Source organism: Streptomyces sp. NPDC028991, from assembly GCF_055564775.1.
On the sequence record NZ_JBVHVP010000033.1, the window covers coordinates 25,301 to 48,658 of the forward strand.

Annotated in this window: 22 protein-coding genes and 2 pseudogenes; 6 read left to right on the plus strand and 18 right to left on the minus strand. The window is 70.2% G+C overall.

Features of this window, described 5'->3' with window-relative positions; all coding sequences use genetic code 11:
* Positions 1-86: 86 nt before the first annotated feature.
* Complete coding sequence (locus tag ACZ4V1_RS33515; protein ID WP_468344118.1) at positions 87-950, plus strand: potassium channel family protein; 864 nt, start codon at positions 87-89, stop codon at positions 948-950.
* Positions 951-1,396: 446 nt separating this feature from the next.
* On the opposite strand, the gene ACZ4V1_RS33520 is transcribed toward ACZ4V1_RS33515, so the two are convergent.
* The 12 genes from ACZ4V1_RS33520 to ACZ4V1_RS33575 form a co-directional block, all read right to left on the minus strand.
* Positions 1,397-2,536 (minus strand): site-2 protease family protein, encoded by a 1,140-nt coding sequence (locus ACZ4V1_RS33520; protein WP_468344121.1) that lies wholly within the window; start codon positions 2,534-2,536, stop codon positions 1,397-1,399.
* 87 nt (positions 2,537-2,623) lie between these two features.
* Complete coding sequence (locus ACZ4V1_RS33525; protein ID WP_468344124.1) at positions 2,624-2,854, minus strand: YrhK family protein; 231 nt, start codon at positions 2,852-2,854, stop codon at positions 2,624-2,626.
* Positions 2,855-3,188: 334 nt separating this feature from the next.
* Positions 3,189-3,434 carry a hypothetical protein gene (locus ACZ4V1_RS33530; RefSeq protein ID WP_468344127.1) on the minus strand — a complete coding sequence of 82 codons (246 nt, stop codon included), beginning with the start codon at positions 3,432-3,434 and terminating at the stop codon, positions 3,189-3,191.
* Between the two features lie 133 nt (positions 3,435-3,567).
* Positions 3,568-4,989 (minus strand): NADH-quinone oxidoreductase subunit N, encoded by a 1,422-nt coding sequence (locus tag ACZ4V1_RS33535; RefSeq protein ID WP_468344130.1) that lies wholly within the window; start codon positions 4,987-4,989, stop codon positions 3,568-3,570.
* Positions 4,986-6,491 carry a complex I subunit 4 family protein gene (locus tag ACZ4V1_RS33540; RefSeq protein ID WP_468344133.1) on the minus strand — a complete coding sequence of 502 codons (1,506 nt, stop codon included), beginning with the start codon at positions 6,489-6,491 and terminating at the stop codon, positions 4,986-4,988. The genes ACZ4V1_RS33535 and ACZ4V1_RS33540 overlap by 4 nt, the downstream gene beginning before the upstream one ends.
* Positions 6,492-6,497: 6 nt before the next feature.
* Positions 6,498-8,369, minus strand: a complete 1,872-nt coding sequence (locus tag ACZ4V1_RS33545; protein ID WP_468344136.1) for an NADH-quinone oxidoreductase subunit 5 family protein — start codon at positions 8,367-8,369, stop codon at positions 6,498-6,500.
* On the minus strand, positions 8,366-8,671 hold the full coding sequence (locus ACZ4V1_RS33550) for an NADH-quinone oxidoreductase subunit NuoK (protein WP_468344139.1): 306 nt from the start codon (positions 8,669-8,671) through the stop codon (positions 8,366-8,368). The genes ACZ4V1_RS33545 and ACZ4V1_RS33550 overlap by 4 nt, the downstream gene beginning before the upstream one ends.
* Positions 8,668-9,237, minus strand: a complete 570-nt coding sequence (locus ACZ4V1_RS33555) for an NADH-quinone oxidoreductase subunit J (protein WP_468344142.1) — start codon at positions 9,235-9,237, stop codon at positions 8,668-8,670. Before ACZ4V1_RS33555 ends, ACZ4V1_RS33550 begins: the two co-directional genes overlap by 4 nt.
* Positions 9,238-9,256: 19 nt before the next feature.
* Positions 9,257-10,186: a complex I subunit 1 family protein gene (locus ACZ4V1_RS33560; protein ID WP_468344145.1), complete on the minus strand. Its 930-nt coding sequence runs from the start codon at positions 10,184-10,186 to the stop codon at positions 9,257-9,259.
* Complete coding sequence (locus tag ACZ4V1_RS33565; protein WP_468344147.1) at positions 10,179-11,600, minus strand: hypothetical protein; 1,422 nt, start codon at positions 11,598-11,600, stop codon at positions 10,179-10,181. The genes ACZ4V1_RS33560 and ACZ4V1_RS33565 overlap by 8 nt, the downstream gene beginning before the upstream one ends.
* Positions 11,591-11,941, minus strand: a complete 351-nt coding sequence (locus ACZ4V1_RS33570; RefSeq protein WP_468344150.1) for an NADH-quinone oxidoreductase subunit A — start codon at positions 11,939-11,941, stop codon at positions 11,591-11,593. Before ACZ4V1_RS33570 ends, ACZ4V1_RS33565 begins: the two co-directional genes overlap by 10 nt.
* 334 nt (positions 11,942-12,275) lie before the next feature.
* Complete coding sequence (locus ACZ4V1_RS33575) at positions 12,276-13,196, minus strand: NAD(P)-dependent oxidoreductase (protein WP_468344153.1); 921 nt, start codon at positions 13,194-13,196, stop codon at positions 12,276-12,278.
* A gap of 164 nt (positions 13,197-13,360) precedes the next feature.
* Here ACZ4V1_RS33575 and ACZ4V1_RS33580 point away from each other — a divergent pair.
* A pseudogene (locus ACZ4V1_RS33580) lies at positions 13,361-13,960 on the plus strand (helix-turn-helix domain-containing protein); the annotation flags it as partial.
* 836 nt (positions 13,961-14,796) lie between these two features.
* Here the strand turns inward: ACZ4V1_RS33580 and ACZ4V1_RS33585 are convergent.
* Positions 14,797-15,033: an imine reductase family protein gene (locus ACZ4V1_RS33585; protein ID WP_468344196.1), complete on the minus strand. Its 237-nt coding sequence runs from the start codon at positions 15,031-15,033 to the stop codon at positions 14,797-14,799.
* A 24-nt stretch (positions 15,034-15,057) separates the two neighbouring features.
* Here ACZ4V1_RS33585 and ACZ4V1_RS33590 point away from each other — a divergent pair.
* Positions 15,058-15,284: pseudogene (locus ACZ4V1_RS33590) on the plus strand (IS5/IS1182 family transposase); the annotation flags it as partial.
* 60 nt (positions 15,285-15,344) lie between these two features.
* Here the strand turns inward: ACZ4V1_RS33590 and ACZ4V1_RS33595 are convergent.
* A complete protein-coding gene (locus ACZ4V1_RS33595) occupies positions 15,345-15,905 on the minus strand; it encodes a TetR/AcrR family transcriptional regulator (protein ID WP_468344156.1) in 561 nt (186 codons plus the stop codon).
* A gap of 89 nt (positions 15,906-15,994) precedes the next feature.
* Between ACZ4V1_RS33595 and ACZ4V1_RS33600 the strand changes: the two genes are divergently transcribed.
* Both ACZ4V1_RS33600 and ACZ4V1_RS33605 read left to right on the plus strand, forming a co-directional pair.
* The gene (locus tag ACZ4V1_RS33600; protein WP_468344159.1) at positions 15,995-16,393 is read left to right on the plus strand and encodes a nuclear transport factor 2 family protein; all 399 of its coding nucleotides are present in this window, start codon (positions 15,995-15,997) and stop codon (positions 16,391-16,393) included.
* An 81-nt stretch (positions 16,394-16,474) separates the two neighbouring features.
* Positions 16,475-16,816, plus strand: a complete 342-nt coding sequence (locus tag ACZ4V1_RS33605; protein WP_468344162.1) for an alcohol dehydrogenase catalytic domain-containing protein — start codon at positions 16,475-16,477, stop codon at positions 16,814-16,816.
* Between the two features lie 179 nt (positions 16,817-16,995).
* Here the strand turns inward: ACZ4V1_RS33605 and ACZ4V1_RS33610 are convergent, their stop codons facing one another.
* The 4 genes from ACZ4V1_RS33610 to ACZ4V1_RS33625 all read right to left on the minus strand — a co-directional run bounded on the left by ACZ4V1_RS33610 (position 16,996) and on the right by ACZ4V1_RS33625 (position 21,270).
* Positions 16,996-17,499: a DoxX family protein gene (locus ACZ4V1_RS33610; protein ID WP_468344165.1), complete on the minus strand. Its 504-nt coding sequence runs from the start codon at positions 17,497-17,499 to the stop codon at positions 16,996-16,998.
* 130 nt (positions 17,500-17,629) lie between these two features.
* Entirely contained in the window at positions 17,630-18,286 is a 657-nt protein-coding gene (locus ACZ4V1_RS33615; RefSeq protein ID WP_468344168.1) for a lytic polysaccharide monooxygenase, read from the minus strand.
* A gap of 84 nt (positions 18,287-18,370) precedes the next feature.
* On the minus strand, positions 18,371-18,817 hold the full coding sequence (locus ACZ4V1_RS33620; RefSeq protein ID WP_468344171.1) for a DoxX family protein: 447 nt from the start codon (positions 18,815-18,817) through the stop codon (positions 18,371-18,373).
* 116 nt (positions 18,818-18,933) lie between these two features.
* A complete protein-coding gene (locus tag ACZ4V1_RS33625) occupies positions 18,934-21,270 on the minus strand; it encodes a family 49 glycosyl hydrolase (protein WP_468344174.1) in 2,337 nt (778 codons plus the stop codon).
* 856 nt (positions 21,271-22,126) lie between these two features.
* On the opposite strand from ACZ4V1_RS33625, the gene ACZ4V1_RS33630 reads away from it, so the two are divergent.
* Entirely contained in the window at positions 22,127-23,311 is a 1,185-nt protein-coding gene (locus tag ACZ4V1_RS33630; RefSeq protein ID WP_468344176.1) for an ROK family protein, read from the plus strand.
* Positions 23,312-23,358: the final 47 nt, after the last annotated feature.

The following is a 23,358-nucleotide window of genomic DNA, read 5'->3' on the forward strand; positions in this document are numbered from 1 at the left end:
CTCCTGTCGGCCGCGGCGGTCCACCGGATGGTGCGCGGCGTTCTGCGTCCGGAGGGCCGCAGGTGAGCGGGGGAGTGGGCTGGCTCGTGACACTGACCGGCGCGGTACTCGTCGTGGCCGTCCTGCGGGACGTGTTCCACACCCTGTGGCGCCCCACGGGGCGGGGGGAAGCGAGCAGGTGGGTGACAGCCGGCCTGTGGTGGCTGGCCCGCCGGATCGACGCCGGCGGCCGGGTCGTCTCGGTGGCCGGTCCGCTGGCACTGGCCATGGTGGCCGCCCTCTGGACCCTGACGATGACCCTGGGCTGGGCGCTGATCTACTGGCCGCACCTGCCGGGCGGTTTCTCCTACTCCAGCGACCTGAACCCGGCACAACGCGCCGGCTTACTCGACGCGCTGTACCTGTCCGCGGTCACGGTGGCCACCCTGGGGTTCGGCGACATCGTTCCGGCCGATGGCTGGCTGCGCGTCGCCGCACCTCTCGAAGCGCTCATCGGCTTCGCCCTGCTCACGGCCGTCGTCTCCTGGATCTCCCAGGTGTATCCCGCGGTCACCCGCCGCCGGACCCTCGCCCTGCGTCTGGCGACGCTGCGAAGAGCCGGACACCCCGCCGACCGGTTCGGCCCCACCATGACGTCGAGCCTGCTGACGAGCCTCGCCACCGACGTGATCCAGGTCCGGGTCGATCTCAACCAGCACGCCGAGGCCTACTACTTCCACGATGACGAGGACGACACGTCCCTGGCCGCGATGGTCGGTTACGCCGCCGACCTGGCCGTCCAGGGGCAGACCTCACCCAGCGTCGAGGTCCGCACCGGCGCCGCCCTCCTCGGCCGCACCCTGGAAGACCTCGCCACGGTTCTGAACCGGGAGTTCCTCCGTCTGGACACGGACGACGCCATGACGATCCTGCACGCCTACGCGGCCGACCGCAGGCAGCGACTGGCCTGACCGGCCGAGAGGATCTTTGGCGCCTTGCGGCAGCACGGTTCAATCCGGTCAGGTGGGACAGCCGGCCCGCATGAGGTAGATGAGCGCAACTTCTCGACGCTGGGGCGGGGGCGGCTGTGGAAGCGGCTCGCCGTGTCCTGTGTGTTCCGGCGACCGCGTTCAGCAGGTGCCGGGCGACGGCCACGACGCCGGGGGTTCTCGAGTGGACCGGCGGGCCGACGACAGCCGGCCCGAGGAGGGTCCGGCACGGCAGTGGACCGGCCCGCCCGGATCACGTCGGCGGCTGCGGAAACACATGGGCCTCTGGAGGTCTCGGTGCGGAAACACATGGGCGCCTGGAGGTCTCGGTCGTGAGCGCGGGGCGCAGGCGCCTGCCGGCGCTGCGGGAGTTCCGCGTGGACGTGTACAGGCCGGGGAAGTGTCCCAGGGAGGTACGGCGGAGCGGCTCAGAAGGCCCGTCGGCGCCACGAGGACGACGAGGCCAGCCACGATGTGACCCTACTGATGTCGGAGCTGGTGATCATGCCCGTGACCCGGCCGTTCTCGACCACGAGGGCGCGGTGCGCCGGGCTGCTGTCCAGCTCGGGCAGGACACGCGCCAGCGGGTCGCCGGGCTGGGGCGTGGGAATGTCCTCGACGGCGATCATCACCGAGGTGACCGGGGAGTCCCGTTCCGGTTCCGGGACTTCGGCGGCGGTCTTGACCTGCAGCAGCCCGACCGGGCGCTGTTCGGCGTCGACGACGGGAAAGGCGGAATGCCGGTAGCGGTACTCGGGCGCGGCGAGGAACTGGGCGACGGTCGTGGAATCGGGGACGGTGACGGGATCGGGGCCCATCGCCTGGTGCACGGGGACACCGCTGAGCAGTTCCCGCAGTTTCGCCTGTCCGCCCTCCGCGGTTGCCATGGCGATGAGGAACCAGCCGATGACGGCGAGCCAGAAGCCGCTGAAGAGGGCGCCGAACAGCACCAGATAGAGCCCGACACCGATCAGCACCCAGCCCAGAACCCGCCCGGCTCCTGTCGCGACCGCGGTCGCGCGCAGTGGGTCGCCCGTCCGGTGCCACACCAGTGCCCGCAGCAGTCGTCCGCCGTCCAGCGGGGCGGCGGGCAGAGCGTTGAAGACGGCCAGCAGGATGTTGATACCCGCGAGCCAGGCCAGTGTCTCGACGGCGAGTCCGGCACCGTACAGGGCTCCGAAGAGCCCGGCGAGGGCGCCGAAGAGCACGCCCAGGAGCAGGCTGACCAGTGGGCCGACTCCGGCGATGCGGACCTCGGCGGCCGGCGTGGGAGCCTCGCTCTTCAGCCGGGCGATGCCGCCCAGGAGCCACAGGGTGATGTCGTCGACGTCCACCCCGTTGCGGCGCGCGACGAGTGCGTGGCTGAGCTCGTGGGCCAGCAGCGACAGCAGGAAGACCAGCGCGCCCAGCGACCCGGTCAGCCAGTACTGCCACGGCTGCCGGTCGGGGTAGGCGTCGGGGATCCGGCTCGCGAGGCCGACGGCGAGCACCACGACGATGACCAGGACGCTCCAGTGCACTCCGATCCGGATGCCGCCCACGCGTCCGAGCGAGAATGTCGCCTTCATCGCCGATACGCCTCCTCTCGGCCGCCGTGCACTGATCCGGGTTCCCACACAGCCGGGACCTGACCCGTGTCCGGCCGGCCGGCATGCTCAACCGCGGGAACTGCGGTTCCTGCGAGCGTGCCGGACGAACACCTCTCCCATGGTCCCCATGAACATGCCCAGCGAACCGGCCACGAAGAGCCACAGAGCGATCCGCTCCAGACTGGGGAACAGGAAGAACACACTCCCCACCAGGAACGTGGTGTTCCCGAATCCGCCGATGATCAGGTGGATCAGCGGGAAGTCCTGGAGCAGATACCTCTCGAATCGGGCCAGCAAGTGTTGTCCCCTCCCGGAGTTGGTGGTGTGGTGTCCACAACAAGACCGGTGGGTACCGTGCCGTCGCAGGAGGAAACACCTCGACGGCCCGGATGATCAGGGGTTCCTGAGGGTGCCGAGCAGGGCCGGCGGCGCGGGGACGAGGGCCGGCCAGAGCGTCACGATCACCTGGACCGCGGCCAGGCGACCCCTGCGGCCAACAGAATCACGGTGCACCAGGCGGCCGGCCGAGGAACGGCCTTCTGGCAGCAGTGGCTCGCCTTTCAGCGTACGTACCGGCCGCCCTGTCCACAGCGGGCGGCCCCGCCCGGAGCGAGCGGCGTGGTCGATCGGCCTACGGCGCCCCCGCACCGGCGCGCTCCGAGACCCGGGCCGTGTTCGTGACGTGCTGCGGTCGGCTGCTGGACTCGCGGGTCCAACGTCCGGCCGGCGCGTCGTCGACGAGCCGGGTCAGTTCGGTGAGCTTGAAGTGCTCGGTGGCGTGCAGGTTCTGGGCGTCGATGGTGGAGCGCGGTCGGGTGAGTGCGGCGGTGGCGTGCGGGTGCTGGACGGGCGTGACGTGCCAGGCCAGTTCGAACAAAGCTGACCAGGCGCCAGATGTACGGCCGCGCGAGCTTCCCCTCCTCCTCCGTCACCGCGTCCTCCTGGGCTGACCACATCCTCCGTCACCACCGGCTACGGAACAGACACGAACGTCTGACAGTCCCCGGGTGTCAGGACAGCAGCGGGCCTTCCCCAATGAGAAGGGACACTCCGCCGGTGAGGCCGAGGATGAGGGAGAGTGCCGCGGCGGTGTAGGCGGTGCCGGCGGCCCACCGGCCCAGGACGGCGTGGGCTTCGGAAGGTGTCGGCTCGGCGCTGGTGAAGAGGGGGGCGAGCCAGCGCAGATAGTAGAAGAGGGAGGCGACGGTGTTGGCGACAGCCAAGGCGGCGAGCCAGGCGTAGCCGCCGTCGATGGCCGCGGTGAAAACCTCGAGTTTGCCAAGGAAGACGCCGGTGGGCGGGGTGCCGACCAGGCCGAGGAGACAGACCACCAGGACAGAGGTGAGGCCGGGGTGGCGGCGGGCCAGGCCACGGTAGTCCTGCAGGGTTCGGGCGTGGGGCAGTTCGGTGACGACGGCGAAGACGCCGAGGTTGGTGGCGGCGTAGGCGGCCAGGTAGAACAGCAGGCCCTTTTGGGCGAGGTCTGTTCGGGCGGCCGTGGCGAGGGCCATGAGGAGGTAGCCGACTTGGCTGATGGTGGAGTAGGCGAGCAGGCGTTTGACGTCGGTCTGGAAGAAGGCGGCGAGGTTGCCCAGGGTCATGGTCACGGCGGCGAGGACGGCCAGCAGAAGCGGCCAGTTGACGTTGGTGTCGGCCATGGCTTGGTGGAGCAGCCGGTAGCCGGCGATCAGGGCGCCGATCTTGGGCACGGTGGTGACGTAGGCGGCGACGGGGGCGGGGGCTCCCTGGGTGACGTCGGGGACCCAGAAGTGGGCGGGTACCGCTCCGGCCTTGAACAGAAGACCGGCCAGGACGGCTACCAGTCCGACGGCGGTGAGCCCGTAGGGCGCGGCCGGGAGCGTGGCGTGCAGTTCGCGGTAGCCGGTGGCGTGGCCCGCGGCGTAGAGGAGGGCGGTGCCGGCGAGCATGGTGACACCGAGCAGGGCGCCCATCAGGTAGTACTTCAGGGCGGCTTCGGTGCCGGGTGCGTCCTTGGCGAACGCTGCCAGCGCATAGGCGGGGATGCTGGCGAGCAGGTAGGCGGCGAACAGCATCAGCAGGTCGTTCGCGCCGATCAGTGCGAGGGTGCCGCCTGCTGTCATCAGCATCAGCACCCAGTACTCAGTCTGGCGTTTGTGGCCGCGGACGGTTTCCACGGACATGGTGATGACCAGCAGCAGGGCGCCCAGGACGGTCAGGCGGCCGGCATCGGTGGCCGCGTCCACGGCGAAGGCGTGGGAGAAGACGGTCTGTTCGCTGCCGGTGGCCATGGTGTGGGTGGTGGCGGCCAGTGCGGTGACGCAGGCGGCGCCTGCGAGGACGGCGACGGGCCACTGGCGGTGACGCGGCAGCCAGGATCCGGCGAGCAGACCGATCACAGCGGCGCCGAGCAGGGCGATCTCGGGCAGGAGGGCGGCCAGGTTCTCGTTCACCGTGCCACCAGCCCGGTCACGGTGCGGCTGGCCGGTTCGATGACGTCCAGCAGCCAGCGCGGCGCGACGCCGATCACCAGGGCCACGGCCATCAGGGTCACGGTCGGGACCGCCTCGCTACCGCGCAAGTCGGCGATGCCGCCGCTGGGAATGGTCTGCGGCAGGTGCGGGTGGCCGAGAAACAAGGTGCGCACCGCGCGCAGGAACAGGGCTGCGGTAATGAGGATGCCGGTCACGGCGATCGCGGTGGCGGTCGTCTGGGAGGCGAGGGAGCCGGTGAAGATCTGGAACTCGGCGATGAAGCCGGAGAATCCGGGGATGCCCAGGCTGGCGAACGCGGCGACGGCGGTGACAGCGGCGAAGCGCGGGGCGTGCGTGGCCAGGCCCGAGTAGGCGTCCATCGCGTACGTGCGCCCGCGGTCGTAGAGGACTCCGGTGAGCAGAAACAGCGCCCCGGTGATCAGACCGTGGCTGACCATCTGGGTGACCGCACCGGTCACCGCCAGCGAGCGGGCCTGGACGTCGCTGCCGGCGAGGGTTCCCGCGGCTCCGACCGCGAGGATGATGTAGCCCATGTGGTTGACCGACGTGTAGGCGATCATGCGTTTGAAGTCGGTCTGGCCCAGCGCCACCAGGGCTCCGTAGACGACGGAGAGCGCGCCGATGACGACGATGACCAGAGCGTAGTGGCGCCAGGAGCCGGGCAGCAGGGGCATGGCGATGCGGACGAAACCGTAGGTGCCCATCTTCAGCAGGACTCCGGCGAGGATCGCCGAGCCGGCGGCGGGAGCGTCGGTGTGGGCGGGCGGCAGCCAGGTGTGGAACGGTACCGTCGGCGTCTTGACCGCCAGGCCGACACCGACAGCCAGTAGGACCAGGCCGGCGTACGGGCCGCGTCCGGCCAGGGGGTTGGTGCGGGTCAGATCGGTGATGTCGAAGGTGTGCGGGCTGGCGGCCAGGTACAGGCCGATGAAGCCGAGCAGCAGGGCCAGCGAGCCGATGAAGGTGTAGATGAAGAACTTCAGTGCCGCGGCCTGGGCGCGTTCGCCGTGGCCCCAGTCGGCGATGACGAAGAACATGCCGACGATGGACAGGTCGAAGAAGACGAAGAAGAGGATCAGGTCCAGGGCGACGAACAGGCCCAGGCTCACGGTTTGCAGGAAGAGGAACAGACAGACGTAGGAACGCACGCGTTCGGTCTCGCGCAGCGAGTACACGGCGACGGCCAGGAACAGCAGGCAGGTCAGGGCCACCATGGGCAGAGAGAGACCGTCGACGCCCACGTGGTAGCCGACCCCGGCACTGGGAATCCAGCGCGCCCGCTGCTCGTACTGCATGCCTCCTGCGGCGTCGAAGCCCGCCCACAGGGCGATGACCAGGGCCAGGTCGGCGGCAGCGGTAGCGATCCACACCCAGACATGCACCCGGTCGGGCAGCGTGCGCGGCCAGAGCAACAGCACCGCGCACACCAGCAGCGGAAGGAAGGTGACGACACTCAGCACAGGGATTTACCTCACCAACAGCACGATCAGAGTCAGCACCGCGAAGCCGACGGCGATTTGGGCGTAGTACTGGTGCAACAGCCCGGTCTGCGGGCGTCGCGCCCACCGGCCCAGGCCCCGGGCACCGGACGCGACCGCGCGGACGGCGGCGTCGATGCCGCCGTCGTCGACGCGGCGGGCGAGCCGTCCCACGGTCAGGCCGCTGTGGGCCGCCTGCCGCACGGCGCCGTCGACGATCCGGTCGTCGAAGGCCGCCAGCGCCCGCGCCAGTGCCAGGACGGGCCGTACCACCAGGACGTCCGCGGCCCGCTCCAGAAACAGCCACTGCTGAACCCACCGCGGTGCGGGCCGGGGTGCTGATGCCTGGCGGCCAAGCCGCCACCAGGCCGCGCCCGCAGCAGCGAACGCCACGCCGGCGGACAGCCCCAGCTCCCACCCCGCGGGGCTTGGCTCATCAGGGGTGCCGAGCAGCTGCTTGAGCCAGGACGCCGGGCCGGGCAGCGCGAGCACACTCAGCACTGCCGCGGCTCCCACCAGCGCCCACAAGGGCACCGGAGCCGCACGTGAGACGCGGCGCGAGCCGTGCCGCTCGGTGTCGTAGCCGGTCTCCGGGTCCTGAGGCAGGGGCCTGGTGACGTACCACAGGGCCTTGACGCTGTAGACCGCCGCCACGGCCGCGGCGGCCAGTCCGACGGCGTACAGGCCGACGCTCTGGGCCCGGGCGGCGGCGAGGACTTCGTCCTTGGCCGCCCACAGCGACAGCGGAGGCAGCCCCGCCAGCGTCAGCGCACCGAGGGCGAAGGCGGCACCGACCAGCGGGTAGCGGCGGGCGGCGCCGCGCAGAGCGGGCAGTTGCCTGGTGCCCAGTGCGGTCAGCCACGCTCCGGCGGCCAGGAACAGCCCCGATTTGGTGGCGGCGTGCGCGACCAGCTGGGTGACGCCGCCCGCCACGCCGCCGCTTCCCGCGGCCAGGACCATATAGCCGATCTGCGCGGAGGTGGAGGCCGCGAGCAGCTGTTTCACGTCGCGCTGGGCGACGGCCACGACCCCCAGGGCCAGGGCGGTCAGCGCGCCGGTCCAGGCCACCAGCGGCCCGGCCCAGGCGGTGGCCGCCAGCAGGGGGTGCAGGCGCAGCAGCAGGTAGGCCCCGGCGGCGACCATGGTCGCCGAGTGCAGCAAGGCCGAGACGGGGCTGGGGCCTTGCATGGCCTTGGACAGCCAGAAGGAGAACGGCAGTTGGGCGGACTTGCCCAGCGCCGCGGCCACGACTCCCGCCGTGACCAGATGCAGCCACGGGGAGCTCGCCGAGGGCAGCGCGTCCAGGCGCAGGGAGCCGATGCCGCCCGCGAGGGCGGCCCCGGCGGCCAGGTACAGTCCGAGATCGGCGGTGCGGGTGGTCAGGAAGGCGACGTCCGCCGCGCGCACCCGCTCCGGCTGTTGCCACCAGTAGCCGATGAGCGCCCAGCTGGTGGCGCCCATGACCTCCCAGGCCATCAGCAGCAGTGGCAGCGTGGTCGCCGTGACGGTCACGAGCATGGCCCCGGCGAACAGCAGCGTCAGCCCGAAGAACCGGCCCCGGTCCTCGTCCCGGCCGAACTCCCCGGCGGAGAACACCAACACGCCCAGGGTGACCGCGGCGACGGTGACCGCCATGACCGCGGACAGACCGTCCACCGCCAGCGAGGCCCGCATCCCGGCGAGCAGAGGCGCACTCGCTTCAGGCCGTGCCAGCGCGGCGGCCACCGCCAGGCCCAGTGTCATCAGGGCCGCTCCCACGCCCAGGGCAGGGGCCGGGCGATCGACGCCTCTGCCGGCCAGACTCAGCAGGGTTCCAGCGCCCAGAGGGACGGCGATCAGCAGCCAGAGCAGCGCGCTCACCCCTTCAGCTCCTCGGCCATGTCGGTCATGTCGACCTGCCGCGCCCGGTAGATGGCCGTGGTGACGGCGAAGCCCATGGCCATCTCCACCGCCATCGCCACCACCGCCGCCACGATCACCACCTGGCCGCTCGCCGCGGCCGGGGCAAGGAAGTGCCAGAAGTCGGCGGCGGCCACGATGACCCCGCCGATCATCAGCTCGATCCCCATCATGATCATGACGATGGACTGCTGGGACAGTGCGCCGAACAGGCCGATCGAGAACAGGCCCGCGGCCAGCACCAGGAGCAGCTCGAAGGTCATCGGCCCACCCCGCCGCCGGCCGGGTCGTTTGCGGGCCGCTGGTCGAGGTCGTCGCCGAAGCGGTCGTAGCGGCCCCGGTGGGTGGCCAGTACGGTGGCGCCCACCATCGTGGCCAGCAGCACGAACCCCAGCGTCACCATCGTCAGCATCTGGTCGCCCATCAGCGACACGCCGACCTGGAAGGTGGTGTCCTTCGGCCGCGCCCCGGCCGGGTTCGGCCACGGCACTGTGAAGATTCCGGCGACCAGGGCGGCGAACACCACGGCGCTGATGGCCAGGGAGCCGCGCTTGTTGTGCAGCATCGACATCGGCATCAGACCGGCCGGGTTCATCATGTAGGCGATCATGAACACGGCCATGATCACCATCTCCATGACCATCATCAGTACGATCACCACGCCCAGGTACGGCAGTCCCAGGTCGGTCACCACGCCGCCGATGCAGCACAGGGAGGCCAGCAGGGCGAAGGTGACGCGGGCCATCGAGTTCAGGGTGAACACCAGCACACCGCCGACCAGGGCGAGTACGCCCAGCACGGCCGACAGCATGAGGTCGGTGGTCGTCATGACGTGCTCCCTTTGCTCGTCATCGGTTCAGGGCGACCAGGGCCGGGACCAGTGCCTGGACAATGATCAGCGGGATGAGCACCACCCAGGCCGGCTCCACATACCGGTCCGCGCGGATCACCGGCAGCCTGCGTACCGCGGCCACCAGCACGGCCAGCACCAGCAGCGTCTTGACCAGCGACCACGCCCAGGGCGGTAGGACCGGGCCGGCGCCGCCGCCGAGGAACAGCGGCACCGCCATCGCCGCCCCGGCCGCCAGCCACAGCCACCGTCCGGCCTGAAGCAGCAGCCGGTCCACCCCGGACGCTTCGCTCAGCACCCCGCCGGCAAGGTCACGGCCGGCCGGGTAGGCGAACGGACCCAGAAAGCTGAAGGCCAGGACACCGGCCAGGTAGACGATGAAGGCGACCGGCATCCACACCGCGTTCCACAGGCCGTGCTGGGAAGCGGCGATGTCGCTCACCCGCAGGGACTGCGCACCGGTGGCGGTCGAGATCAGCGCGAACATCAGCGGCAGCTCATAGGCCAGGCCCTGGGCAAGGAACCGGTAGCCGCCGATGAGGGAAAAGGCCGCGTTGGGGCCCCACCCGGCCAGCCACAGACCGGCCCAGGTCAGCACCTCCATGGCGTTGAACCACACCAGCCCGACCGACACATCGGCCACCGCTGTGGTGCCGAACGGAATCACCAGCGTGGACAGCACCGCGGCCACCGGCACCGTGATCACACCGGTCCGCCACAGCAGCACATCCGGGGCCGGCAGGCGCCGCGGCTGCGCCAGCAGTGCCCGCGGCACCCCGAGGAACGGCCGCATCACGGCCGAGGGAGAGAACGGCCGGCCCGCCTCGCGGGCCTCGATCACGGCGTTGCCGGCTACCGCCAGCATGGCCAGGGCGAGCAGCATCGCCGGAGCGGCCAGCAGCGTCCACCACGCACCCGCCTCAACCACGAGCCGTCACCTCCCGGCCGCTCGCGGCGAGCTCGTCCAGGTCGGGGTCGAGGCTGGCCACGATGAGACGGGCCGCGGCCAGCTCGGCTCCCGTCAGCAGACGCGGCAGCAGCGAGATCAGCGCGGCCGACGGCGGGTCGTCGCTCCTCCAGTGGCCGCGAGGCCCTTCGTCCACCCCTGGTCGAAGCAGCGCGGAGTCCTCCAGCCGCCCCACGTCCCGGCGGACGTCGTCAAGCCACTGCCGGTAGCGAGCGGTCACATCCCCGCCGGCCCGCGCCGCTGGTCCGCTCACCCCGGCCGCTCGCGCCTCGACCGCGCTCAGGCTGCCGATTCCACGGGTCAGCCAGGCCAGCGTCCGCGACCGGCCGACCCGGCGCGCGAAACGGTCCAGCCGGGAGGCGACGGCCGCGCCGGGGGCACCGCCGAGCAAGTCGTCACGCAGACGCCTCGCTGCGGTCGCCTCGGCGGTCCAGCCGGCCACCGACAGCAGCCGGGCCAGACTGTCCAGATGGGCAGCCGCCCGCCGCCGGGCCGCCTCTCCCACGCTCACCGGCTCCCCTTCAGCCGCGCGCAGCCACGGCTCCGCCCAGAACGGCAGAGCCGATCCCTCCGTAGGCGTGAGCGGATGCTCGACGCCGGCCTCCTGGATGACGTCGCCCTGCAGGGTCAGCTTGACGGTCAGACCGGCCGGCCAGTCGGCGAGCAGCGGCCCCAACGGCACGTGCAGGCGGTCGAGCGTCAAACCGTCACGGTCCTCACCCCGTTCGGCCATCGGCAGCCCGCCCGGCATCTCCATCTCCCCGCCACCGTGCCCTCCATGACTGCCGTGACCGTCGTGACCGCCGTCACCGTCATGGCCGCCGTGTCCGTCCTGAGGTTCGGGGGGCTCGTTGTTGTGGCCGCCGGGGGCCCGGCTGCCCCCGCGGGAGGCGTCCGCACCGTGATGGTGGCCGCCGTGCCCATCGGTGGGCGCACCGGTGTTGCGGTTGTCTGCGCTCGCGTGGCGACGGTGAGCACCGCCGGAAGACTCCTGGCAGTGCGGGCTGCCGCCCTCGTCGTTCCGGACCGTTTCGGTGGACGCTCGAGCGTGCTGTTGCTGAACAGCCGGTGAGCCGAGCTGGGTCCGTCCGGCCCGCAGTGCGGCCTCGACATCGCCGGCATCGCTCACGTGCAGGCGGGCGCAGGGCACGGCCATGTCCTGCCAGAGCCGGTCCACCGGAACGTCAAGGGCGGGGCTGTCCGGTCCGGCGACAAGCAGCAGGTCCGCCTGGGCCGGAGTGCCGGCCAGCGGCCAGTCCCGAAGCCGCGCCAAGCGCTCGGCTTGAAGCCGCGCGGCCGTTCCGCCCGGCAGCGTGGCCAGCAGCACGCGGGGCCGCGCGGCGGCGGCGCGCAGGGCGAGACTGGTCAGGTCCATCGCAGTGCGCCCTCCCGCCAGGCATAGACGACCCCGGCGAGCAGGACCGCCAGGAAGACGAACATCTCGATCACCGCACTGGGCCCCATCGCTGAAATCACCCGCGTCCACGGGTACATGAAGACCATTTCCATGTCGAAGGCCAGGAACAGCATCGTGACGGTGTACCAGCGCACGTGGAAGCGGCTCGCCGCGTGCTCGACCGGCTCCTGCCCCGACGCGAACGGCACGGCGGACACGGGATCGCCGGACAGCCGCGCGGCCCAGGCAGCCCCGTACACGCCGACGACGATCAGCGCTGCGACCCCCACGAGCGACAGCGCCGCCGTCACCGCGTTCACGGCGCTTCACCGTCCCGGCCGGTGACCGGCAGGGGTACCTTCTCGACCGGGCCGGCAGGCTGGTGGCGGCCCCGTCGGGGGGCGGTGCCCTGTTCGGCCATCTGCGCATCCTCTCTTGCGTCGTCCGGTCCGCTTCGCGTACCCGAGGGGGGCATGCGTATTCGGGGCGGCGGACCGGCGTACTTGCGCAGCCTTGCGAGTCCGGTCCCCGGGAGGTGGAGGGCGCGCCGCAGAGCGGGAGAAGTTTCCCGCCATGGGATCGCGCGCGTGCCGGCACACGTAGGGGCGGGGCGCCGTGAGGATGCGTCAGACGGTCGAACCCGCCCTCTGCCCCTCACGCCGCCTGCTGCCTTGCGTCACTGTCCTTCGGGCCGCGCCGCCTCAGCACCTCGATCACGCTCGCGTAGCTGTCCGCGCCGTGCCCCGACGCCGCCGCGCGCTCCATGGTGGCCTTGAGCAGCTCGGGCAGCGAGGTGTCGATGCCCCGGAGCTGCGAGGCGTGGATGAGGTGGTCGATGGTCGCGATCTGTACGTCGACGGTGGCGTCATCGCCGGGATAGTGCCCGGCGTCCACCTGGGAGGCGTACGTGGTCATGAAACCGGTGACGGTGGTCAGCCAGCGGAGCGCGAGCGGCAGGAACTCCGTGGTCCGCGTCTTCTCCGTGCCGACCAGCGCGGTGCCCTGGAGCCAACCGGTGAAGACGGACCACATCAGGCCCAGCAGCGCGGCGTCGGTGAGCGAGGCCAGGCCGGGGCCGGTGCCCAGGTACAGCGGATCGCCGAGTACCGCCAGGACCGACCGCCGGGCCTCGAAGACGGCCCGTGAGCCGCTGTAGAGGAACATCATCTCCGGGTTGCCGACACCCGGCGGGGTGGTCATGATCCCGCCGTCGAGGTAGTCGGCGCCGTGCGACGCGGCCCAGGCCGCGAACTCCCGGGCCTGCTCGGGGGAACCGGAGCCCGGATTGACCAGGGTCCGCCCCCGGAACGAATCGGCGACGGGGTCCACGACGGCGTGCAGTACGTCGTAGTCGAGCACACAGGCGAGGACGACCGGGCTGGCGGCGATCGCCTCCCCGGCCGTCGCGGCCTGCCGGGCGCCCTTCTCCACCAGTGGCCGGGCCCTGTCGGCCGAGCGGTTCCACACGGTGGCCGGGTGGCCCCGGTCCAGCAGCGCGGGGGCCGGCGCCGAGCCCATCAGGCCCAGCCCCAGGACGGTGACGGCCTGCCGGGTATCAGATGTATCCGTGGTCATGTCACAACTCCCCACATACGCCCGCTCTCCGCGGGTTCGATCAGGTGTGCCCTACGTTCGCAGCCCGTGGCGGCCGGACACAGTGACATGGGTGACGGCACCCACCAAATTCCTGCCAGTACCCTTCGGGGCATGAGCGTGGGAACTGTCGCAGTGGTCGTGACCGAGGAAATCGGCTTTGGATGCACACCGCCCAGCTCGCCGAGCGCTACCCGAAGGTCCACGCCGACGACTCCGTCCTCTACGTGGACGACGGCGACGTGCTCACCAGCGCCGGCCTGACCGCCGGGCTCGACCTCTGCCTCCATCTGGTACGCCGTGACCTCGGTGCTCACGTCGCCAACCGGCTCGCCCGCCGCATGGTGGTGCCGGCCCACCGCTCGGGCGGTCAGGCGCAGTTCATCGACCTGTCCGTGCCCGTCACGGACGACGAGGGACTGGCACCCGTACTGGAATGGGCGCGAGGCCGCCTGCACGAACCCCTCACCGTCGATGACCTCGCCCGCAGGGCGGCGAAGAGCCCGCGCACCTTCTACCGCCGCCTCCAGGCCGCCACCGGCACGACCCCGCTCCAGTGGCTCCTCAACCAGCGTCTCGCCGACGCCCAGGCCCTGCTCGAATCGACCACCCTCCCGGTCGAGAAGATCGGTGAACTCACCGGCCTCGGCACGGCGAACAACCTGCGCCACCACTTCCTCGAGCAGGTGGGCGTCTCACCCACCGACTACCGACGCGCCTTCCCCCGCACCGTCTCCGGGGGATGAGCCTCACGGCCCCCTCTCCGGCTACCGCGGCAACAGCCGCGTCGGCCTGGCGCCCGCCGTCGGCTTCACCGGCTCGCAGCCCCGGAGCGGGCGTCTGGTCCACCGCCACACTCGCCGCCGCCCGGCACCCATCGACCGCGTCCCGCACGGGGCACACCGGCGACGCGGACGACCGCACCAAGCCCGCATCAGCCACCGCGAACGGCAGTTGACGGGGTGCCGAATATCCGCGACATACTCTGCGAACGGGCCGAGTGGCCGCGCTCAGCCGGACGGAGAGCATGACCCGGGACACACGGCGCGGCTAGCGGAGCGGAGCCAAGGGGGGTTACATGAGCGGTCGGCGCACGAGGGGCCACTCGTGTCAGAGCTACGGTCGGCCCAGGGCCTACAGCCTGCACCCTTGGAGAGAGCGGTATGCCGGGCTGTCCGCAGACCGGCAGCGGCGGGGCTGGGGCCACTCGCTGGCCAGGTACGAGCACGGGAAGGGCTGGTGCTGCCCGGTATGCGGCGACGAATGGTCCCTGTGGGTCGGACTTGGTGGCCTGCTGCGGTGCTGGACGCCCGCACGCGACGAGGAATCGGGGCGACAGTCCAACTTCGGGCCGGACCCCTCGTGGTGGTCCTACGGATACCGTGCCGAAGCCGAGGCGGCCGGCACTCGGTGCACCCACACCCGGATCAAGGAAATCAAGGAGAGCGGCCGGCGAGACTCAGCGTCCGGGCACCACGTCCTGCTCTGTCGCTGTCGACGCTGCGGCCGGGTCGTCCGTTGGGAGAGGACCGGAGAGTAGGCGCGGGCCGGTGAGTACCCCGTGACCCGGCCGCCGCACGACTCATGGCTTGCCGAACTGCTCCACCAGCGCCGCGTAACCGCTGGCCCCGTGACCGTCGGCCACCGCTCGCTCGGCCAGCGCCCTGACGAGTCTCGGCAGTTCGGCGTTGACGCGGAGCGACTCGCTTTCCTCGACCACGGGCGCCATCGCCGTGAGATGCGTGGCGACGGTGCCGTCATCGGCCGGGTAGGTGCCGTCGTCGGCCTGTCGCGCGTAACCCGGCAGCCGGACGGCCATCGACGCGGTGGAGATGGGGGTCGAAGCGGGCACGATATCTCGGTGGGCACCGCCCACGCCTACCCCGCACCGTGGTCGACCTGCTCGCGGTGCGGGCACCTGGCCTGCTCGAAGTCCTGCGTGAAGCCGACCCGGATTTCGTCCCGCTCGACGGCACCCTCGCCGCATGCGACCGCCTTGGCGACGGCCGGGCGGACTACTCCGCCAAGCACCGCCGCCACGGCGTGAACGTCCAGGTGGTCACCGATCCCGCGCCCACTCACCGGTCTCGACCTGATGGTCGGGCGGGCCGGGTCGTCCTGCCTGTTGCGCTACGCGAGGATCTGCTCGGCGAGCTCCCGCGCGGCTGCGACGGGGTTGGTGTCGGGGCGGGTGGCCCCGGCCGCCAAGACTCCGTCGATCAGCAGCTGGAGCTGGTCGGCGGCGTGGGCCGGTCGGGGATGGCCGAGCTTGACGAGTTCGCCTGCCAGAAGCTGGCTCACACGCTCACGGTACCGACGCGTGACGGCGTGTCCCGGATGGGCGGGGTCGGCCAGGGCCAGGTCGGCAGCGAGATACCGGCAGCCCCGGAACCCCGGCTCGACGACAACGGTGGCGAGCTTGTCGAAGACAGCCAGAAGACGCTCGCGCGGATCGTCGCCCGCCGCCCGCATGGTCTGCTCATAGCTGGCCTCGTCCTCGTCGGCGCTGCAGCGCAGCACCTCTGCGATCAGGCCGTCCTTGCCGCCGAAATGCTCGTAGAGGGACCGACGGGCCACATTCGCGCTCTTGAGCAGAGTGTCCACGCCCACACCGACACCATGGCGGTAGGTCAGCTCCTGTGCCGCATCCAGTAGGCGCTCGCGTGGTCCTGGTTCCGTACGGGGGCTCATGGCGGCCAGCCTGCCAGTGGTTGACCGGTAGATCAACCGGTCTATACAGTAAGTAGACCGACTGTTCTATCTACCTATCAGGAGGGGCTATGACGCCTCGCACGACCGCCGCTGTGATCGACCGGTTCAACCACGCGTTCGTCCGGCACGAGCCCGACGTACTCGACGATCTGGTGGGCGAGGACTGCGTCATGGAGGCGATCCAGCCCGCACCGGACGGTGGGCGCTACGAAGGCCGGGAGGCGTGTCTCACCTTCTGGCGGGCACTTGCGGCCGACCGCACCACCCAGTTCCAGCCCGAGAGTGTCGACGTCGCGGGCAACCGGGCGACGATCCGCTGGCGCTACCGCTTCGGCGACGGGCCCAAGGACTCCGTGCGTGGCGTGAACCTCATGCGCGTCGAGGAGGGCCGGATCGTGGAGGCCCTCGGCTACAGCAAGACCGCCGGTGAAGTCCCGCTGGCCACCGAGCCGGACGCGGACGAGTGAGCGGCAGCCGAGCAGGACACGAGAGGGGAGCACCGTTCCACGCGTAGTTGCCACATCGACAGCGGCGCCGGGATCGACGGCTTGGCCATCCGCGAGCATGCGGACCCGGTCCCCGGCCCGGGGCAGGCCCTGGTCGCCATACACGCCGCCGCATTGAGTCACCGCGACCTGGCGGTGCTGCGCGGCGACTACGCACTCCCGGTGAAAGCCGACGTGGTCCCGGTGGCGAACGGAGCAGGCCGCGTGGTCGCGGTGAGCCCCGATGTGAGGGCGGCGCGGGTCGGAGAGTCACGCCGACGTCGGCCTCCGCCTTGCGGACGAGTCGGCGCTGCCGGCACCACGCGCTGGAACAACTCCCACAGCTCATCCGGCACCAGCCGTTCAACGGTCCCCACTCCGGCAGGCTATCGAACACGCCTGTAGGGTCTCGCCGCTCGGGGCACAGGGCATGCTCGTTGACCAGCGTTTCTTCCGCTGTCTCAAGTCGATGGCACAGCCGCTCAGTCTCACGAACGTGGCACTTCTTCGCGGTGTCGGCTGACTCCTGGACCCGAAGGACCGGGCGGATAATCTGGCGGCTGCGTAGCTGGGGTTGGTGAGCGTCAACCAGAGATCTCGTCGGCTGCGACGGCCAGGCAGGCGGCCACCAGGACAAGGTTCTTCAGGACGTACTGGCCTTCGAGGGTGGGCACACCGTGGTGCCACATCTGACCGTGCAGCAGCGCGAGGGAGGTGAAGACCCCGGCCATGTGCCCGAGGAACAGGGTCAAGGCGGGCCGGAGCAACAGGCCGGTGACCAGAGCGAGTCCGATCAAGGTCTCCGCCGTTCCCAGCAGCGGCATGGACACGGTTGTGGGCAGCAGGCCACCGGTGAGCTTCGTCATGGCGGCGGCCGCGATCTCCTCGGCCGGGCTCGCGGCAGGGAAGAGCTTGAGCACCCCGAACCAGCAGTAGAGGACACCGAGGCTGATGCGCAGAACCGCGGTGCTGCGCGTCCGGTAGTACTCGGCCGCGCGCTGTGTGGTTGTCCTTCGGGCCGATGGGGTGCGGACGGCGGGAAGGAGCCGGTCGCGCAGCAGGCGGCGGGGGTGGCTGGTCAGGAGCATGGGTCCTCCGTGAGGCGACCGGTCCGGCCGCGGCAGCCGACCGGTGAGAGGGAGGGGGAAGGCCCCGCGAGGTGTGTGCACCTCGCGAGGCCGATGTGCCGTGATGTCGTTCAGCTGGGGCGCCCTGGTGTCAGCTGAAGTTGACGTCGCTGCACAGGAAGTACTTCTGGTCCATGTGGGACGCCTTCCAGACGGTCACCACCACGTGCCGTCCGCTGTATCCGGAGGTGCTGACGTCGGTGACGTAGTGCGCCTGGTAGGGGTAGCGGCCGGTCTTCTTCACCAGTTCGAGATCGTCCCACCCGATCAGCTCATACTCGGGGTTGAAGCCCTGCTTGGTGACGTAGACCTCGAGCCAGTCGGCGCCGTGCCGGGCCTCGTCGTAGAGGTCGACGGTGAAGTTGGAGCTGATGTCGGTCATCTTCCACGGGCCGGGGCGGTCGAGCGGCCGGTAGTTGGTCTCGCCCTGGCCGCCGGCGCTGCAGATCTGGCCGTCGGGGATGACCTGCTGGTAGTTGTCGCCTGTGTTGTTGGCGTAGACGGCCTTCCACGCGCCGATGGCGTTGGCGTTCTCGTGGTAGGTGCGGTAGCACATGGGGTCCTGGGACTCGTTGGGCTCGGTGTAGCCCCAGCGCTGAAGGCAGCCGTAGTTGCGGGTCTCGGGGGCGATGACCGTGCCGTGCGCGGCGGCCGTCGGCGCTTGGGCGAGTACGCCGATCAGGCTGGTGGCCAGTACGGCGGCGCCCAGTGCGGTGCGGCCGGCCGCGGTTGCGGGTACGCGGTTCATGATGCTCTTCCTCCGTGTGCGTCGGGGAATCACAGGCCGATATGACCAGTGATTTACGTGCTCATGACAGACAGTGGTGCGAGGTCAGATGCTGCGCGTGTCGCTCACCTCCTTTCGCGGGTGCTGCTTGCGGTGGGTGGAGAGGGTGAGCAGCTCGGTCGTGGCCCATCGGCCGGGGCCGAGGACGGCGATGAGCAGGAAGGCCCAGCAGAACAGGGCCGCCTGCTCGCCGCCGTTCTCCAGCGGGAACAGTCCGTCGCTCTGGTGGTGCACGAAGTAGGCGTAGGCCATGGAGCCGGAGCACAGAAGGGCGGCCGGTCGGGTGCCCAGGCCGAGCAGGACGAGGGCGCCGCCGACCAGCTGGATCACTGCCGCCCACCATCCGGGCCACTGGCCGGTGCTGGGGGGCTGCCTGTGCGGTCCGCCGAGTACGTCGAAGAGCGTTGCCGCCCCGTGGCAGGCGAACAGCAGTCCGAGCACGATCCGGAACAGGCCCAGCACCGGTCCCTGGTACCTGGTGGGTGTCTCCACGGTGATGCCCTTTCTCAGCGGCGAGCGGGGGGTGACGCTTCTTCCAGAGAGGAGCGGGGTGCGGGGGCCGGTGGCCGCCGGCAGCGGTGGGTTGCCGGCGGCGGCCACCGGGGTGGTCAGGAGGTGAGGGTCCACTTCTGGCTGGCCCAGGTGCCGCAGTCCCACAGGTGCAGGCGGGCGCCGTCGGCGGTGCTCTTGCCTTCGATGTCGAGGCAGCGTCCGGACTTGACGTTCTTCAGGGTGCCGTTGGACTGGACGGCCCACTTCTGGCTGTCCCAGCTGCCGCAGTCCCACAGGTGCGCCTTGGTGCCGTTGGAGGTGGCACCGCCTTCGACGTCGAGGCACTTGCCGCCGGACTTCAGCTGCTGTCCGTCGAGCACCCAGCTCATCGAGGCCACGTTGGCGCAGGACCACTGCTGGACGGCAGTGCCGTTGGCGGTGGAGCCGCCGGCGCGGTCGATGCACTTGGACGTCGCACCGTTGACGATCTTGCCGCCGGTGACCGGGTCGGGGTCGGGGTTGCTGCCGCCGGGGCCCCAGGCGTTCCAGTTGTCCCAGGTCTCGGCGTCGAAGCCGATCCGGCCGAGCTGGTCGGCTGCCCAGTTGGTGCCGGACTTCTGGATGACGGTGCCGCCGACGGTGTAGTTCTCCAGCTTCAGGCCGCGGCTGTCACGCGTTTCGTTGCCGAGGGTCACCTTCTGTCCGGCGCTGTTGGAGTACCGCTTGAGGAGGCTGACCTGGGAGGACGGGTCGAGCTGGTTCCATGCGCCGATCTTGAGGTTCTTGACGTGGATGTTCTCGGTGCTGGACAGGGCGAAGACGCGGATCGCGCAGTTGGTCATGCCTTCGACGGTGATGTTCTCGAAGGTCATGTTCTTCACCCACGCGCCCGGGTCGGCCGTGGTGGTCGAGCCGGTGTTCTCCCAGTGGGAGGAGGAGTTGAGGATGCAGGTGTTGTACTTGACGTCCTTCCAGTACATGCGGTTGTGGATGACGTGGGTGTTGTTCACCCGGACGTTGTCGATGTTGCGCGGGGTCCAGCCCCACTGGATGACGGGGCCGTTCTCGTTCTTCCAGATGACGGTGTTATCGATGCTGACGTCGCTGTGGTACATCTTCAGCACGTCGTCGTTGGCGTTGAAGAACGTGTTCTTCATGGTGCTGCCGCGGTAGAGCTCGATGCCGTCGGTCTGCCAGTACCAGGACCCGACCTGCTTGTAGTTGTCGACCCGCATGCTGAAGGTCTGTTCGTCGCCGTAGACGACGAAGGAGTGGTAGGGCGGCTCGTTGATGGTCACGCCCTGCAGGTCCAGGTGCTGCTGGCGGCCTTGCGCGGAGGCGAACTGCAGCATCTTCACGCAGCTGGTGTGGCAGTTGGACGCGCCGGAGAGGTGGTCGTAGTTGTTGTTGGTGTCCGCCTCGTAGACGTACTGCTCGCCGGAGAGCACGCCCTGGCCGGTCACCTTGTACAGGCCCTGGCTGTCGTCGGGGAACCGGATGGCGCCCTTCACATATGCGCCGGGGGCCAGGTAGACCCACTTGACCTGCTTGGGCAGCAGCGCGTGGTACTTGGAGGTCATGTAGTAGGTGCCGGGCCGGAAGTACACGATCTCCTCGCTGATCGTGTTCAGGTTGGTGACCTGGCCCTGAGGCGGGTAGTAGGTGCTGCCCGAGGACGCCGTCGGGATCAGCCGCTCGGCCTCCGCGCCCGTCGGTGCCGGCTCCGCGAAGATCATCATGGAGTTGCGGGGCTCGGTGTGGACGGCCCGGTTGCCGCCGCCGCCCTGGGTGGTCAGCTTGCCGGCGTCGTTCGCGGGACCGGACATGTCGTTGTAAGCCGTGTACAGCTGCGGGTCGAACTCGACGGAGAACCGGTAGCCGGCCGAGCTGTAGGGCACCTTGACGCGCACGGTCTTGCTGTCGACCAGTTCCTTGGCGAAGTCCAGGCTGCTCGGCTTGATCTTGACCTGGTCGGCCGAGGAGATCGTCTGGCCGGTGCGCAGGGAGACGTCGACCCACACGTCGGTCGTGTACTGGAAGGACGACCAGCTCATGGTGAGGTTCGCGGACGAGGAGAACTCGGCCCCGTCCTCCTTGGTGTAGCCGATCTTTCCCTTGCCGCTGCGCGGGATGCTCATGTACGCGAACGAGTCGTACTGCGTCGTCGGGGCCGCCGCGGTAGCCACCTTCACGTCGTAGAACGACGACCGCCGGACCTTGTCGTTGGCCACCGGGCTAGTGGTGTTGAACTCGTAGTTGTCGTGCCACCAGGTCTTGAGTGCGGTGCTGTCCGCGGGTGTCGGCTCAGCCGCCGGAGCGGCCAGGGCGTCAAGGGCGGGGCGGCTTGGGGGTGTTCCGGCCGCGGCCGTGCTGACGGGCACGATGACCGAGGCCAGTGCCAGCGCCAGGCCGACGGCGATCGCCGCCAGTCCTCTCAGTGCTGCTGCGGGCATGCTGATGTCCTTCTCCTTGGCAACAGGGGGACCACCGGCGGCTCTGCATCGCGGTCTGTCCGGGCGGCCCGACCAGCGCGCAAGCCGGCGGGACCGCACGCATCAGGGGGGAAGCGCGGCCGAGGCGGCCACCGGCGGGTTCCTACAGGTGTGCCGGGGACGGAAACTGGGTGCCCCCGGCCGGTCCGGGCTACGTACACGTAGATGGCCGGATGCCCGGCGGATCGGCCGGCCACGGCCGCATCGCGGACCGGTGACCGGGCCAGTGCGAGAGTCCTCCCTTCGGCAGGCAAGAACGGGTGGCGCGTGCGCCCGGGTTCATCCGGGGAGGCCGGAACACTCCGGTTCTCCGCCCCACCCGGGCCGGTGGGCGCAGCACGCACTCCGCTGAGCGCACCAACGGCGCGGACAACGGGCCCCTGGGGTGCCGCGCAAGCGCCGGATGCTGAGCCCAGCGCTGTGCGGTCGCCGGATAACGTCCCGTCATTTCTTCCCCGTGTCAACGAAATAGACAAGATTCGTTGCCGCTCACCCCCCTCTTCGGCCGAACCGAGGCCCCAGACCGGGACTTCTTGTGCAGGAAGCAGGCATGTGAGGCGCGATTACGGTTGCGTAACGCGCTGTTTTCTTTCTTGACGCACGAAAACTGGGAGGACAGACTCCCGTCATGTCCAGCCGGCCCGGGGCACCGGGCCAGGCTCCCGGAGTAAGGCGGGAGGAGAGCACGGTGATCTTCCTGGCCCTGATTGCGCCACGGTTTCGCCGTCACCGACGACGGCACGCACCACATCGGGTTCGATGGAAGCGGACCGAACCGACCAGCCGTTGACCGACTACACCTTTGGAGGCGCGCGTGATGAGCCCGTCCAAGATCCGTTTCTCGGAGCTTGTCGGTGAGCAGACCCGGGCAGAGATCTTCGCGACCGTGCTCACCGCGGGTCCCATCTCGCGTACCCAGCTCGCCCAGCGCCTCGGTCTCGTTCCGTCGAGCGTGACCCGGATGCTTCCCCCGCTTCTGGAGCACGACTACCTGCGCGAGTCGGACGCCGTTCCCCAGGGGCGGGGCCGGCCGCAGAAGATGCTCCACGTCAATCCGGACAAGCACGTTGTCGTCGGCATGAAGATCGGTCCCGCGCAGGTGTCCGGGGTGATCACCGACATGGCGGCCAACGTCCTGGCCCGTGCCGAGGAACCGATCGCCGACTGCGCGCCCGAGACTGCCCTGTCCGCCGCTGCAGCCCTGACCAGCAGGCTCCTTTCCGAGGCGCCCGAAGCGGCGGACAGGGTGCTGGGGCTGGGGGTCGGGGTCAGCGGACACGTCGACTCGGGCGCCGGCATCTGCCGCTACTCGGCCCTGCTCGACTGGGACAAGGTCGACGTGGCCGGCCCGCTGCGCGAGGCGACCGGTCTGCCGGTCGTCGTGAACAACGACGTCAACACCCTGGTCGTCGCAGAACGCTGGTTCGGGCAGGGGCGCGACGTCGACTCGTTCGCCGTCGTCACCGTCGGCCCCGGCATCGGCTGCGGCCTGCTGCTCGATGGAGCCCTTTTCTCCGGCGCCACCGGCTTGGCCGGAGAACTCGGCCACCTGCCCCTCGACCCGGCGGGCCCGATGTGCAGCTGCGGCCGCCGCGGCTGCCTGGAGGCTCTGGCCGGAGACCGGGCGGTCCTGCGTCATCTGCAGGATGCGGGCATTCCCTGCACCAGCATCTCCGAAGCCATCGACCTCGCCCGTTCGCCCGCAGGCGGGTCGACCCAGGCGGTCGCCCGCTCCGCGTTCGCCGAAGCGGGAGCCGCCCTGGGGCGGGGGCTGGCCGGTATGTGCAACCTGCTGAACTTGCAAAAGATCATCATCGCCGGAGAAGGAGCGGTCGCTTACGACCTTTTCGGCCCGGCGGCGTCACAGGCACTGGAAGCGCACGCGTTCTCCACCGCTGCCCGCGACTGCGACCTCCACGTCGACCCTGTCCGCCACGATCTGTGGGCCAGAGGCGCGGCCTGCCTCGTCATCCGTGACGCGGTGGGCGCGGCTATCTCCTGACCTGCTGCCGCCGCCGAGCTTCACGCCAAGGCTGTCACTCCTCCCCG